Here is a 13,529-nt window from a genome sequence, read left to right on the forward strand (position 1 = left end):
CGCCGGGCGGTCCGTCACATCCGCTGACGGGGCCCCTGTCGGCTGAGGTGCTCGAGCACCGGGACCAGTGCCTGCAGTGCGTCGTCCGGGAGTTCGGCGACGCGGCGCATCGCGATGCTCCGGGCGCCGAACTGCTTGAGGGCGGTCAGGACGCCCAGGTCGGGCGAGGCGGCGGCGGCCGTCTCGTCGTCGACGAAGTAGTCGGACGGGATGCCGATGTGCTCGGCGAAGTCGCGCAGGGGTGCGCGGAGCCGTTCGTCCCACCGGCCGGAGCGCAGCACGGCGAGGTGCTCGCCGGTGATGCGGCCGCCCCAGGTGGCGATGATGGCGGCGCGGTCCTGGTCGGTGCGTGGCGCGGTGGGGTCTTCGGGCTGCAGTGCGCCGAGCAGGGTGTCCAACCGCCCGAGGACGGCCGGTGCGCCGGGCGCCGGCGGGTCCAGGTCGGCGGCCCGGCTGCGGGTGTCGTCCGTGAGGGGACCGTTCTTGAGGAAGTGCTCGACCGAGACGCCGTAGACGTTGGCGAGGGCCTGGAGACTGTTGATGCTCGGATTCGCGAGCTTGCCGTTGCGAAGGTTGAAGACCGTCTGACGACTGACGGTCGGACCGCCGTGGAGCCTCGCGTGCTCCTGGCTCGCCAGCGCGACGGCCTCGTAGCTCTGCGGCCCGGTCCCCTCGGGATGGCCGGTCCGCATGAGGTGGTCCAGCCGCTCCGCGATGGTCGTCTGGTAGGCCATGCTGTCCTCGGCCATCTGTCTTGTGTCTCCTTCACGGATGTGGGGCGCGCAGCGTACACATCCAGAATACTTGACGGTCGATCACCAAGGCGTTCGCCGGCGTCAAATATCCTTGACAAGGTCCGCCTGGGGTATGCACGATCGAGACTCACCGCAACCGGACGGCGACCCGACCGGTGGCGCCGACTGGGCGAGCGGCCAGACAACGGGGACTGGTCGACTGCACATCCAGCGGAACCTGCAGTGCGCACCACCTGCCGACGTGACCACCGCCTGCGCCCGGAACGGGTGTCACCTCAAGGCGTTGCCCGAACACTTTACTCCGCCGACGCCTCCCGAACTCCAGGAGGGCGTCCCGAAGCCATGACACCAGTCGCCCGAGCCGAGTTGCGCTCGCCAGGAGAAGGAAGGCCACACCCGTGAACAGCTCCGCACTCGTCACGCACGCAAAGCGCATGACCGGCCCGGCCGTTGCCGACAGCCCGCACCGCCAGGGCGGCCGTGCCGCGACGACCACCCATCGCCCCGGACGGCCACCCTCCGATCCGCCGGCCGTGCTCTACGAGCCGAGGGGCCTGGGCGCGGTCAGGTCGGCCTTCCACCGGCCCAGGGCCCGACGCCGGACGGACAAGGTGCTCGTGGGGACGCCGGGATCACCCGGTTTCACCCGCAATCGGCTGATCCTGGCCCTCAACCCCTGGCCCCAGCAGGCGAGCTGACGAGACGTCACCGACCCAGCGGGCGGGCCGCTATCGCTTCTTCTTCTCGTACTTGAGGCTCCTTCCCTCGTTCAGGCGCTGGACCAGCTCGAAGGCGGCGACGGCCAGGGGCGTGAGGTCGGCGGTGCGCAGGCCGTCCTTCATCCGGCGCAGCTCGGCCACCAGGGCCACCTCCTCCCTGCCGGGCGTGCCCACCTTGTCGTCCACCGAGCCCAGGGCGCCCAGCGAGCCGTGGATGTGGCTCCAGTCCGCCTCGTTGGCCTGGATCTTCTCCGCCTCGTTCAGGTGCTTGTAGTTCCGCAGCAGGTCCTTGCCGGCCGGCATGCCCTTGAGCCACTGATGGCGGGTCAGCGGGATCTGCCGCTCGACGCGGTGACCGGCGTCCCCGTGCTCGACGCTCCTCGGGTACACCAGGGCCTGCTCGTCGGTCGGGCTGAGACCGGCCGCCTCCAGGACGAACGCGGCGAACTCGTCCGGGTGTTCGCGGTAGTAGACCCGCATCGGGCGGGGCAGCAGCGTGAAGTTGTGGGCGAAGGAGGTGCGGGACATCAGACCGCCCGCGATCGACTTCGAGTTCGCCCGGTTCCCCAGCTCGGCACCGTACGTCAGGTAGCTGCCGATCAGGGTGGCCAGGCCGACCAGCCCGTCCGTGTCCGCGCCGCCGGTGATCTCCTCGGGCAGGCGCTTGGCCCGGGCCTCGGCCGCCCGACGGATGCCGTCGGCCAGCCGGATGCTGTCCTGGTGCAGATCCTGCTTGGCCTCCTTGCGCTGCTCGAAGGCGGCGGGGGTGGTGAACGTGGGGCGCTTGTCCGGCGCTTGGAGGTACTCCACCAGCCGGGGCAGCTCGTCCAGCTTGAACCCGCCGGTCATCTGCGGCGCGTAGACGAGCGCGCCGTCCAGCGGGAAGACCATGATCCCGGGGGCCGCCCTGAAACCGCCCAGGTCCACCTCCTGGAGCGGGAAGGACGCCTGGTCCTTGCGGGCGTCCAGCGCGCCCGACACCTGGGTGATCTCGGCCATCACCTGCAGGAGTTCGTCCTTCGTCGTGAGCGGATCGGTCACCCATTCCAGGGCCGAGCCGCCCGTCGGGCTGACGTCCGAGGTGAGCCGGTAGCCCGCGCCGCCACCGACCGTGCCCATCTTGGGGACGTCGCGGCCGGGGATGGGGGTCTCCCGGATCCGGCCGTTCTGGAGCAGTGACAGGGTCGCGAGATCCACGTGCCGCGCGTACGAGCCGGGGTCGTCCTGCCGCGCCCGGGCGAGCCGGGCCCTGCCCTCCTCCGTGGCCTGGTACCGCACCGGGCTGCCCGGCAGGGCGGTGAGCCAGGCGTTCTGCAACTCCTCGCCGGCCTTGGCCCGTTCCGTCTCGTCCAGGAGGTCGCTGTTCTGCCGCCGGTCGGCCATCCGCACCAGGACCTGCACGCCGATCTGGGCGTCGCGCTGGGCGACCTCGTCGAGGTGCCGCTGGTCGTCCTCCGCGGTCAGGTTGTTGTGGTCGCGCACCCGCCACTGCGACTCGAACTCGAAGCCGACGCGGCGCTGGACCGCGCTGCGGTGCACGGCGCCGCCCCGGTGCTCCTCGTCGTCGGCGCAGCGGTGGACGCGCTCGCCGCGGGCGACCCGGGCCCCGACGGCGGACGCCTCGCGCTCCCACCGGTCGTCGGGATCGCTGAGGCCGGTGGGGGCGTCGTGCTGGGTGGTGTGGTGGATCTCGTGGGCCATCGTCTCCACGTCGCGCAGGACGCTCGCGCTCTGCACGACGATGTTGTCGCCGACGGTGTACGCCCTGGCGTCGATGCTCGCGGTGGCCTGCTCGTCGACCGAGACCCTGATGTGGTCGAGCCTGGTGCCGAAGGCGTTCTCCATCGTCGTCCGCACGCCGGCCGGCAGTCGGCTGCCGCCGCGCCCGGCCGTTGCCGCGGCCTCCCGCACGACGTCGGGCCCGCTCGCGCCGCCGCCCCCGAAGGCCTGCACGGCGGCGTGGCCGGCGCCCTCCCGGCCCCGCTCGCGCTCGATCATCCGTGCGACGGCGGCGTTCCCGACCGCCCGCTGCAGGGCGGCCGGCGAACCCGGCAGCGGCCTGCCGCCTGCGACCGGGGCCGCGCCGGAGGAGCGCGTTCCGGAACCGCGCACGGGCGCACCCGGCCCGACCCGTTCACGGTCGGAGCCGGTGTTCGATCGGGACACGGTGGTGCGCCGCATGGAAGATCCCCTCGCATGAGACCTGCTGCATCGCCTCGACACACGACTCTGCCCCGGCGACCGCCGCGGGGGAAGGGCGGGGAGGGCGGACAGCGGGCCACGCGCGCTGCCCGAACGGTCACCTCTCCCGCAGGAGTTGCACGACCGGGCGACCCGGGCCCCTCTCGCGGATCCTGGCGGATCGGCCGCATCCGCCGATCCCCCGGCCGGGGCCGGGGGATCGGCGCAGCACGGCGGCGGTGCCGCTCGACCGCGTCACTGGCCGCCGGCGGCCCCGTCGGTCGGGGAGGCACCGTCGGTGGGCGAGGCGCCGTCGGTCGGACCGTTGGAGTTGTCCTGCGGCGGTGCGCTGGGCAGCTGGATGTCGGGGAAGTCGTTGACCGGGGTGCCGGCCGTGATGGCCTGCATCGCCTCGTGCCAGACCGGGCCCGCCACCTGGGCGCCGAACGCGGTCTCGATCGGGCCGCTGCCGAAGTTCTGCCCCTGCAGCGGCTCCTGGTTGCCGGTGTCGGCGACCACGGTGGCACCCACCAGGTCCGGGGTGTAGCCGATGAACCAGGCCTGCTCGGCCTGGTTGGTGGTACCGGTCTTGCCGGCGGAGGGGCGGCCGGCCAGGCCCTGACCGCTGGCGGTGCCGCCGTCCTGCACCACGCCCTGCAGCATCGCGGTGATCGTGTCGGCGGTGGTCGGCGACATGACCTGGGAGCAGTTGCCCGACGGGACCGACACGTCCTTGCCGTCCGGGCCGGTCACCGAGCTGATCGCGGTCGGCGCGCAGAAGGTGCCGTGGGCGGCGAAGGTGGCGTACACGCCGGCCATCTGCAGCGGCGTCAGGGAGTTGACGCCCAGCGTCATCGAGGGGACCACCTGCAGCTTGTCGCCGCCGGCCTGCTGGGTGATGCCGAGCCGGTTGGCCATCTGGTCCACCGAGCAGAGACCGGTCTGGCCCTCCAGCATGGCGAAGTAGGTGTTGATCGACTCGGCCAGGGCCTGCGGCATGCCCATGTTGCCGGCCTCCGAGGTGGAGTCGTTGTGGACCGTCTGGCCCTTCGCCTTGTACACGTTGCCCTGACAGTCCTTCATCGTGGGCCAGGGCATGCTGTACGGCACGTTGAAGTTCGTGTCGGCGCCCATGCCGCTCTCCATCGCGGCCGCCGCCACGATCGGCTTGAAGGTCGACCCGGTCGGGAAGCCCTGGCCGCCGCCCAGCGCCTTGTTGACGTTCAGGTTGATCGTGGTCTGGTTGGTCCCCAGCCCGTAGGGCCGGCTCTGCCCCATCGCCAGGATCTTGCCGGTGCCCGGCTGCACGACGCTCATCACGGCCGCCGGCTTGTCGGAGGCGTTCGCGTTGTCCGCCATCGACTGGTTGACGGCGTTCTGGTCCTTCGGGTCGAGGGTGGTGTGGATCTGCAGCCCGCCCCGGCTCCACAGCGCCTGCCGCGCCGCGGCGCTGGGACCGAAGGCCGGGTCGGAGAGCATGATCTGCTTCACGTAGTCGCAGAAGAAGCCCTCGCCCGCCTTGGCCGTGATGCACCCCTGCTGCGGCGAGGTGACGTGCAGCTGGATCGGCGTGGCGATCGCCTGCTTGGCCTCGGCCTCGGTGATGGTCCCGTACTGGGCCATCTTCTTCAGCACCGTGTCGCGCCGGGCCTTCGCGTTGTCCGGGTGCACGATCGGGTCGTAGTTGGTGGGCGACTGCTCGATACCGGCCAGCAGGGCGGCCTCGGGGAGCGTCAGGTCCTTCGCGTCGGTACTGAAGTACCGCTGGGCCGCCGCCTGGACCCCGTAGGCGTTCTCGCCGAAGAAGGTGATGTTGAGGTAGTTGGTGAGGATCTGGTCCTTGGTCAGGGTCTGCTCGACACTGATCGCGTACTTCATCTCCTGGATCTTGCGGCCCACGGTCTGGCGCTGCGCCTCCTGCACGGCCGCCGCGTTGTTGCCCGCCTCGTCGACGAAGACGTTCTTGACGTACTGCTGGGTCAGCGTGGACGCGCCCTGGGTGCCGCCACCGCTCGCGTTGCTGTCCAGCGCCCGCAGCAGGCCCTTCGGGTCGATCGCACCGTGCTGGTAGAAGCGGTTGTCCTCGATGTCCACCAGCGCCGACTTCATCAGCGGGGCTATCTGGTCGCTCGGGACCACCGTGCGGTCGCGGTCGTAGACGGTGGCGATCACACCGTTGTCCGCGTCGTAGATCGTGGAGGCCTGCGAGAGCGGCGGCGTCTTGAAGTCGCTCGGCAGACTGTTGAAACTGTCGACCGAGTCCTTCGCGCCTAGGCCGATTCCGCCTACGAACGGAAGAGCCATTCCGGCCACCAGGACGCCGGCTACGCCGCTCGCGCCGACCAGGCGGACAGTTGAGGAGAGCAACACCAGCGGACGAGAAGCGCTGGAAGGGGGCTTCGACACCATGGCGCTGACCGTACGTTCTCACACTGGGAAAAGAGTAAGAATATTTTCTCCAGCTTGTAACAGTAGAGTCACAGTGCAGCTTTGAGCCGTCCTCAGGCCACCGCGGGGAGGCACCGCGGCCTCCCCGCGGCCGGCCTCAGCGCCCGGCCCCGGCCGACGCGGGCGCCGAGCCCACCACCACGACCGGCGGGAGATCGGCGGCGGTCACTGGGCACTCCCCGCCGGGCGGACCACGAGCTCGTTGACGTCGACCTGCGGGGGCTGGGCGACGGCGTAGGCGATGGCCTGCGCGACGGCGGCGGCGGGCAGTGCCACCGCGCGGTAGGCCTTCATCGCCTCCCTGGCGACGGGGTCCGAAATCCCCTCGGCCAGTTCGGACTCGGTCACGCCGGGAGAGACGAGAGTGACCCGGATGTCCCCCGTGGACTCCTGGCGCAGCCCTTCGGAGATCGCCCGGACCGCGAACTTGGTGGCGCAGTAGACGGCAGCGGTGGGCGAGACCTCGTACGCGCCGACGGACGCGATGTTCACGAAGTGCCCACCGCCCTGCGCCCGCATCACCGGCAGCGCCGCGGCGATGCCGTGCAGGACTCCCCGCACGTTCACGTCGATCATGCGGTCCCACTCCTCGGTCCTCAGCGCCTCCAGCGGCGAGAGCGGCATCACCCCGGCGTTGTTGACCAGCACGTCCACCCTGCCGTGGCACGCACGGGCGGCGGCCACGAAGGCCTGGACGTCGGCGGCGTCCGTGACGTCCAGGCGCCGGAACGCCGCGGTGCCGCCCGCAGCGGTGAGCTCCCCGGCGAGCGCCTCGAGACGATCGGTGCGCCGCGCCCCGAGGAACAGCCGGTGACCATCGGCGGCGAGCCGGCGGGCGGTGGCCTCGCCGATCCCGCTGCTCGCTCCGGTGACCAGGACGACCTTGCTTGTCTGCGTCATGACGACTTCTCCCCCCGGTGGAGCACCGGGTGTTCGTGGTGGCGGACCCCGTTCCGCGGATGCGGATCCGGATACGGACGCGGCCCCGGATCCAGCTCCGGATCCGCTGCGCCCGACCGAGTCTGGGCGGGACGGGGACGAACGACCAGGCCGTGCCCTGCCCGGGTGCGGTGCACCCAGGCACGGTGCCGCCCGGGCCGCCTAGGGTGAACCCGTGAGTGACAATCAGCTGGGAGAGTTCCTGCGCGCACGCCGGGCAGCGCTGCGGCCCGAGGACGCGGGCATGGCGAGCCACGGGGTACGCCGGGTCGCCGGACTGCGCCGGGAGGAGGTCGCCGTCCTGGCCGGGGTGAACGCGGACTACTACACCCGCCTGGAACAGGGCCGCGAACGCCACCCGTCGGCCCAGGTGCTCGACGCGCTCGCCCGTGCCCTGCAGCTGGACCCGGACGAGCACGCGCACCTGCACCAGGTGGCGGGGACGGTACCGAGCGAGCGCTTCGCCCACACCACGGACCAGGTCGGCCCCGCACTGCGCCAACTCCTCGACGGCTACCCGGGCGCACCGGCGTTCGTCATCAACCGGACCCTGGACGTGCTGGCGGCCAACGCCCTCGCCCAGGCGCTGCACTCCCCCTTCGACCAGGTGGACAACCTCGCGCGGATGGCCTTCCTCGACCCGGCGGGCCGGCAGTTCTACGAACGCTGGGGCCACACCGCCCAGGCCGTCGTGGGCCACCTGCGGCAGGCGGCCGGGCTCGACCCCGACAGCCCCCGGCTGCGGGAACTCGTCCGCACCCTCACCGGGCACAGCACGGACTTCACCCGTCTGTGGAGCGCCCATGCCGTGCGCGGCAAGACCCAGGAGGCCAAGCACCTGCGCCACCCGGAGGTCGGCCCGCTGATCCTCACCTACCAGGCCTTCGACGTCCGCGACGCTCCCGGCCAGCAGTTGATCGTCTACCAGGCGGAGCCCGGCAGTTCCAGCGCCCAGGCCCTCGCCCTGCTCGGCTCCCTCCACGCGACCTCGAACCGGGTTACCGGGTAGTTGTCCGTCCCGCGGCGACAACTGCGGCCTGGCGAGGCGTCCGTGCGGCTCACGCGGTGCCGGAGACCCGCTCCAAGTACTCGCGCACGGTCTCGACCCGGTCGCAGATCACGCCGACGTACCCGTCCGGCCGGACCAGGACCAGGGCGTCGCCGTCCACGTCGTAGCCCTCGGACTTGGCGGCCCGGTGCACCCGGACGCCGCTGCCGAAATCGGCGTCGGGGCGGCGGCCGAAGGCCAGCAGCGTGAAGTGCGTACCGCGGAACACGTCGAACAGCCGGGTGCCGTCGTCGAGCAGCCCGTCCGGCGCGCGGTCGCCGGCCCGCAGTCGACCGGGCGTGCGCCGGTCGTCCACGGCGAGCGGGCCACCGCGGTAGCTGACGTCGAGCTGGTGCACCGCGACCGGCTCGGTCGAGCGCTGGAAGTTCAGCCGGTGCAGCCGGGTGCTGACGCCGAGCACGTTCGCGGCCACCGGCATCCGCTCCGTCTCGTAGGTGTCCAACAGCTCCTCGGGCGCTCCGCAGAGCACCGCGGCCAGCTTCCAGCCGAGGTTGTAGGCGTCCTGCACGCTGGTGTTCATCCCCTGGCCGCTGGCCCCGGAGTGGACGTGCGCCGCGTCGCCGGCCAGCAGCACCCGGCCGACCCGGTACCGGTCGACCATCCGCACGTTGACCCGGTAGAGCGAGATCCAGCGCAGCCCGTGCAGGTGCAGGTCGTCGCGGCCGGACCGCTCGCGCAGCAGCCGGTTCATCGCGTCCAGCGTCAGCTCCGGCGTCCGCTCGGTCGGCATGGTGGCCACGAACTGGTAGTACTCACCACCGGGCATGCTCCACAGCGAGAACCGCTCGCCGATGTCGCCGGCCTTGGTGAACATGTGGCAGAACACGCCTTCGAGGCCGTCCACGCGGGCGTCCCCGATGATCGTGCGCTCGGTCTCCAGCGTCTCGCCCGCGAAGCCGACGCCGAGCGCCTTGCGCAGCCGGCTGCGACCGCCGTCGCAACCGATCAGGTGGCTGGCCCGGATCGGGCCGGCCGAGGTGTGCACCGTGACGCCGTCCTCGTCCTGGTCGAAGCCGGTCACCTCGGTGCCGAACTCGACCTGACCGCCGAGTTCGCGCAGCCGCTCGTACAGGATCTCGTCGGTGCGCCACTGCGGCAGCAGCAGGGTCTCGGGATAGGGGAGCTCGGGGCTGCGCCGCAGCGGTTGGACGCCGAGCAGCTCGCTCACGGTCTGCTCGGAGACGACATCGTGCCCGGCGTACAGGCGGAACTTCGGGAACGGCATGCCGTCGGCGAGCATCCGGTCGAGCACGCCGAGGTCGCTGAAGACCTCTTGCGTGCGCGGCGAGATGCCCTTGCCGCGCGAGCCCTCGAACAGCCGGGGCGCCTGGTCCAGCACCCGGCAGGCAATGCCGCGACGGGCGAGTTCGCAGGCCAGCGTGATCCCGGTCGGGCCGGCGCCGGCTATCACGACAGTCATGATCGCTTTCCTCCACGGGTGAGCAGGACGAGCAGCACGTCGTCCACGAGCCGATCGACGAAGGCCTCGTCAAGGGCCTCGCCGAGTTGCAGTTGGCGCAGGATCATCGCCTCGGCGACGTCGTGCACGAGGTCCTCGTCGACACCGGCCGGCACCTCGCCGCGGCCCACCGCCCGGTGCAGGGGCTCGTGCCAGGGCGAGAGGTCACCGTCCGCCAGGTGCGCCTCGATCAACGCGGCCAGCTCCTCGTCCTCGCGCATGGCCTCGGCGAGTTCGTGGTACGCCTTCGGCGGCAGCTGGGCGGCCTTGACGCGCAGCATCCGCAGGACGGCGACGAGATCGCCGCGCAGCGAGCCGGTGTCGGCGACGCTGTCGTTGAAGTCCTGGTCCTGCGCGTCGAGCGCGGCCTTGACCAGCTCGGCCTTGTTGCGCCAGCGCCGGTAGATGGTCGTCTTGCTGGCATGCGCCCTGGCCGCGACGGCGTCCATCGTCAACGCGTGGTAGCCCACCTCGGCGAGCAGCTCCGTCGCAGCCGCGAGGATCGCGTCCACGCGTGGTTGTCCTCGAACCATGACCATCTCCCATGTGTACGGTACTCGTATCGTACACATCGAAGCGGGAGCTGTCCCGTGGGCGCGCAGAGCTGCTCGACCGCCGGGCCCCGTCCTGGATGCTGCCCTGATCGTCGTCAGAGTTCGCCCGCCAGGATCCGGCGCTCCTTCTGCGGGTCGATACCGAGCACGTCGCCCTGCAGGCCCTGGGTGTAGGGCTCCTCGCGCGGGCCGCGCTCCTGCAGCCAGGCCCAGGTGTCGCGCACCGTCTCGGCGAGCGGGCGGCACCGCAGCCCGGCCGCCTCCGGTGTGCCTCGGTGTCGACGTCACAGACGATCCGGTGAGCAGCGCCGAACCGGGCGACGTCGGCAGCTTCCCGGCCAGATCCGCCGGAGCCGGCAGGCCGGTGGGGCCCGACCTTCGCATCGGGCCCACCTGAGGTCTGTTCAGTCCTCGCCGCGTGTGCGGGCGTAGACGTGCCAGTCGTTGGAGGTGGTGCCGGTGGGGAGCAGGTCGGTGCTGTCGTCGGTGAACACCACCGTCCTGCCGCTGTCGGAGAGGTAGGGCCCGTAGGCGGCGCCGTCCTGCTGCGACCCGTCCGGGGCCGTGCTGACGGCCTCGGTGCGGCCGGTCGCCAGGTTCTGGCGGTAGAGGTCGAAACGGGCCTGCGAGGCGTGGATGACCGTGTCGGAGCAGCCGCCGGAGAAGTAGACCCACCGGTCGTCGGCGCTGATGGCCGCCGAGGGGTCCGCCCAGCAGATCGCCGCCGGGTTGGTCGAGGTGCGGATGCTCCTCACCTGGCCCGTCCGCAGGTCCTGGACGAACAGCTCGGTGCGGGCCTTGCCGCCCGGCAGCGGGGCCGCGCCGAGCGCGTAGGCGGCGTAGCGGGCGTCGGGGCTGAGCCGGATGGTCGGGGATGCCGACCCGGCCGTGCCGTCGGCGGCGAGGCCGGCGAGGGTGGTGGTGCCCCGGTTCAGGTCGCGGGTGTAGAGGGTGGTGTAACGCCCGATGGCCGGGGAGGCGGCGGCGTTCGGCGTCCGGGCCGACGGCGGGAGCAGGTTCGAGGCGCTCGAGGTGAAGCCGACGGTACCGCCGTCCGCACTGATCGTCGGGTTGTCCGAGTTATTGTCGGCCGCCTGCCCGTCCACGCCGACCGAGGCCAGGCGGGTGCGGCCGGTGATGCGGTCGGTGACGTAGATGTTGCGCGTGTCCGGCTTGACGGGAGCACCGGGCACGAGGTCGGTGCGCACCGACATGTAGACGATGCTCCGACCGTCGGCGCTGATGGCCGGGTGGTAGGCGCCGAGGTCGTCCTGGGCTCCGCCGCTGGGGGTCCCGGCGCTGACGAGTCGGGTGCGGCCGCTGACGCGGTCGCGGACGTAGACGTTGTACGCACCGTCCGCGGGCTGCCCGGGCGCCACCTGGGCCGCGCCGCTGGAGAACACGACGTACCGGCCGTCGCCGCTGATCCCCGCGACCTCGTCGAGCGCGGTCAGCGCAGTGCCGTCGTCGGCCCGGCTGACCAGCTCGGTGCGCCCGGTGCGCAGGTCGCGAACGTACAGGCCGAAGCCGATGTTCGCCCCGTCCGGCACCAGGTTCGTCGCCGACGAGCTGAACAGGGCGTAGCGGCCGTCCGCGCTGACTCCGAGGCCGGTCGACGCCTGGTCCGCCTGGACGCCGTTCGCGCCGAGGTCGACCTGGGCGGTGGGGCCCCAGGCCGGAGCCGCGGCCCTGGCAGGCACCGCAGTGCCGGCGACGGCCGCAGCAGTCGCCAACACGCAGGCGCCGAGGGCGAGTCTGCCTCTTGTGTGTGCCGTTCGGCTGATCGATTTCACGCTGACCGGTCCTCCCCGGATGGCTGTCCCCGGCCCACCTCTGCTCCCCCGCCGGTGGGTTCGGGGAGAGCCAATCGCCGGACGCCGACGACGGTCAACGGGGGCAGCGCAACCCGTCCGAAAAACGCCGTCGCCCGGCAGGGAGCGCCCAACTGCACTGCGGCTGCTGGGGCATATGGCGAACAGGGCTGCGCGCGTGGCGCCGGAGGCCACTGGTCACCAGGCGCACGCGGCGGCCCCCGTCGCCGGACGCAAGCGGCCCGACTCCGTGGCGGCCCGACACCCGCGGGATGCGCCGGGGCGGCGGACCCACTCAGGCCTCGCCGAAGCCCTCACCGAGTGCCTCGCCGACCGCCGCCTCGGTGCCGAACAGGTCCAGGGTGGCGGTCAGCTGCTCGAGCCGGGTGCGCAGCTCGCGGCCCTGCTCCGCGGTCATCCCGCTCGCGACCGCGATCTGCCGGGGCACCCGCTGGGCGGCGGCGCGCATCGCGGTGCCCTCCGCGGTGAGGCGCACGATCACCGAGCGCTCGTCCTCGGGGCTGCGCTCGCGCTGCACCAGGCCGGCCGCGTCCAGGCGCTTCAGCAGCGGGGAGAGCGTGCCGGAGTCCAGCCGGAGCAGTTCACCCAGCCGCTTGACCGGCAGGTCGCCGTGCTCCCAGAGCGTCAGCATCACCAGGTACTGCGGATAGGTCAGGCCGAGGTCCTGGAGCAGGCGGCGGTAGACCCGGTCGAAGGAGCGGGCGGCTGCGTGGACGGCGAAGCAGACCTGGAGGTCGAGCTGGAACAGGTCGAGGTCGGGGGGCAGATCCTCGCCGTTCGGCGGCTGGGTGCTCGGGTTCGCAGTGGCCATGCCCCAAGGATACAACTCGATCGCACATCATTTGATTGCGCACAATTTAATTGTGTGCCATGCTGGTGGAGCGGCCGAACCACTCGGCCGGCCCACCCGGGCACCCCACCGGGTGGTCGACGACGCACGAAGGACGATTCCTCATGGATGCCCTGTACACCGCTGTCGCCACCGCCAACGGCCGCGAGGGCCGCACGGTCAGCTCCGACGGCCGACTCGATCTCCAGCTCGCGTTCCCCGCGGCCCTGGGCGGCAACGGCGAGGGCACCAACCCCGAGCAGCTCTTCGCCGCCGGCTACGCGGCCTGCTTCGCCAGCGCCCTGGGCGCGGTCGGCCGGGCCGCGAAGATCGACACCAAGGACGCCTCGGTCACCGCCGAGGTCGGCATCGGCAAGGACACCGACGGCGGCTTCGGCCTCGCCGTCACGCTGCGCGTCGAGCTCCCCGACAGCCTGCAGGGCGAGGAGGGCCAGGCCCTGGTCGAGCAGGCGCACGCGTACTGCCCGTACTCCAAGGCCACCCGCGGCAACATCCCGGTCACCCTCGTCGTCGAGTAAGGCCGAGTAAGGCCGAGCAAGAACAAGCACCCCCGGCCCGCCCGGTGACACGCCGCGCGCGTTCACGGCGGGGGATGCGCGAGCGGCAGGGCGTCCGAGGCGGCGGCCTCGGACGCCCTGCCTAGGCCGTGTCTCACAATTCCCGCCAGGCGCGCGACGCCGGGCATCCCGCCTGGACGCACCGGCGAATCATCCAAGTACGACC

11 protein-coding genes are annotated in these 13,529 nt (G+C 71.9%); 2 read left to right on the plus strand and 9 right to left on the minus strand.

The genetic code is table 11. The annotated features are described in order from the left end of the window. Positions 1 to 14: 14 nt before the first annotated feature. The 4 genes from OG500_RS01425 to OG500_RS01440 all read right to left on the minus strand — a co-directional run bounded on the left by OG500_RS01425 (position 15) and on the right by OG500_RS01440 (position 7,003). Positions 15 to 749: a helix-turn-helix transcriptional regulator gene (locus OG500_RS01425; RefSeq protein WP_327064493.1), complete on the minus strand. Its 735-nt coding sequence runs from the start codon at positions 747 to 749 to the stop codon at positions 15 to 17. 734 nt (positions 750 to 1,483) lie between these two features. Further along, positions 1,484 to 3,655 (minus strand): eCIS core domain-containing protein, encoded by a 2,172-nt coding sequence (locus OG500_RS01430; RefSeq protein WP_329575517.1) that lies wholly within the window; start codon positions 3,653 to 3,655, stop codon positions 1,484 to 1,486. A gap of 255 nt (positions 3,656 to 3,910) precedes the next feature. Then, positions 3,911 to 5,959, minus strand: a complete 2,049-nt coding sequence (locus tag OG500_RS01435) for a transglycosylase domain-containing protein (RefSeq protein WP_329575522.1) — start codon at positions 5,957 to 5,959, stop codon at positions 3,911 to 3,913. A gap of 309 nt (positions 5,960 to 6,268) precedes the next feature. After that, positions 6,269 to 7,003, minus strand: a complete 735-nt coding sequence (locus OG500_RS01440) for an SDR family oxidoreductase (protein WP_327064496.1) — start codon at positions 7,001 to 7,003, stop codon at positions 6,269 to 6,271. Between the two features lie 214 nt (positions 7,004 to 7,217). Here OG500_RS01440 and OG500_RS01445 point away from each other — a divergent pair, with 214 nt between their 5' ends. After that, positions 7,218 to 8,051, plus strand: a complete 834-nt coding sequence (locus tag OG500_RS01445) for a helix-turn-helix transcriptional regulator (RefSeq protein WP_329575526.1) — start codon at positions 7,218 to 7,220, stop codon at positions 8,049 to 8,051. A 49-nt stretch (positions 8,052 to 8,100) separates the two neighbouring features. Here the strand turns inward: OG500_RS01445 and OG500_RS01450 are convergent, their stop codons facing one another. From OG500_RS01450 to OG500_RS01470, 5 genes are all read right to left on the minus strand, one after another. Beyond that, on the minus strand, positions 8,101 to 9,531 hold the full coding sequence (locus tag OG500_RS01450; protein ID WP_329575529.1) for an FAD-dependent monooxygenase: 1,431 nt from the start codon (positions 9,529 to 9,531) through the stop codon (positions 8,101 to 8,103). After that, the gene (locus OG500_RS01455; protein WP_329575532.1) at positions 9,528 to 10,082 is read right to left on the minus strand and encodes a TetR/AcrR family transcriptional regulator; all 555 of its coding nucleotides are present in this window, start codon (positions 10,080 to 10,082) and stop codon (positions 9,528 to 9,530) included. Before OG500_RS01455 ends, OG500_RS01450 begins: the two co-directional genes overlap by 4 nt. Positions 10,083 to 10,219: 137 nt before the next feature. Then, complete coding sequence (locus tag OG500_RS01460) at positions 10,220 to 10,348, minus strand: hypothetical protein (RefSeq protein WP_327064500.1); 129 nt, start codon at positions 10,346 to 10,348, stop codon at positions 10,220 to 10,222. A 180-nt stretch (positions 10,349 to 10,528) separates the two neighbouring features. Further along, a complete protein-coding gene (locus OG500_RS01465) occupies positions 10,529 to 11,824 on the minus strand; it encodes a hypothetical protein (RefSeq protein ID WP_329575535.1) in 1,296 nt (431 codons plus the stop codon). 406 nt (positions 11,825 to 12,230) lie between these two features. Continuing rightward, the gene (locus tag OG500_RS01470) at positions 12,231 to 12,767 is read right to left on the minus strand and encodes a MarR family winged helix-turn-helix transcriptional regulator (RefSeq protein ID WP_329575538.1); all 537 of its coding nucleotides are present in this window, start codon (positions 12,765 to 12,767) and stop codon (positions 12,231 to 12,233) included. 143 nt (positions 12,768 to 12,910) lie between these two features. Between OG500_RS01470 and OG500_RS01475 the strand changes: the two genes are divergently transcribed. Beyond that, positions 12,911 to 13,324: an organic hydroperoxide resistance protein gene (locus tag OG500_RS01475; protein ID WP_329575541.1), complete on the plus strand. Its 414-nt coding sequence runs from the start codon at positions 12,911 to 12,913 to the stop codon at positions 13,322 to 13,324. Positions 13,325 to 13,529: the final 205 nt, after the last annotated feature.

Origin of the sequence: Kitasatospora sp. NBC_01250 (assembly GCF_036226465.1) — a bacterium.
Taxonomy (GTDB): domain Bacteria; phylum Actinomycetota; class Actinomycetes; order Streptomycetales; family Streptomycetaceae; genus Kitasatospora.

Coding starts and splice junctions, on each gene's coding strand:
- OG500_RS01470 (WP_329575538.1), bottom strand. CDS start 12,767: ATGGCCACTGCGAACCCGAGCACCCAGCCGCCGAACGGCGAGGATCTG.
- OG500_RS01450 (WP_329575529.1), bottom strand. CDS start 9,531: ATGACTGTCGTGATAGCCGGCGCCGGCCCGACCGGGATCACGCTGGCC.
- OG500_RS01430 (WP_329575517.1), bottom strand. CDS start 3,655: ATGCGGCGCACCACCGTGTCCCGATCGAACACCGGCTCCGACCGTGAA.
- OG500_RS01425 (WP_327064493.1), bottom strand. CDS start 749: ATGGCCGAGGACAGCATGGCCTACCAGACGACCATCGCGGAGCGGCTG.
- OG500_RS01475 (WP_329575541.1), top strand. CDS start 12,911: ATGGATGCCCTGTACACCGCTGTCGCCACCGCCAACGGCCGCGAGGGC.
- OG500_RS01440 (WP_327064496.1), bottom strand. CDS start 7,003: ATGACGCAGACAAGCAAGGTCGTCCTGGTCACCGGAGCGAGCAGCGGG.
- OG500_RS01435 (WP_329575522.1), bottom strand. CDS start 5,959: ATGGCTCTTCCGTTCGTAGGCGGAATCGGCCTAGGCGCGAAGGACTCG.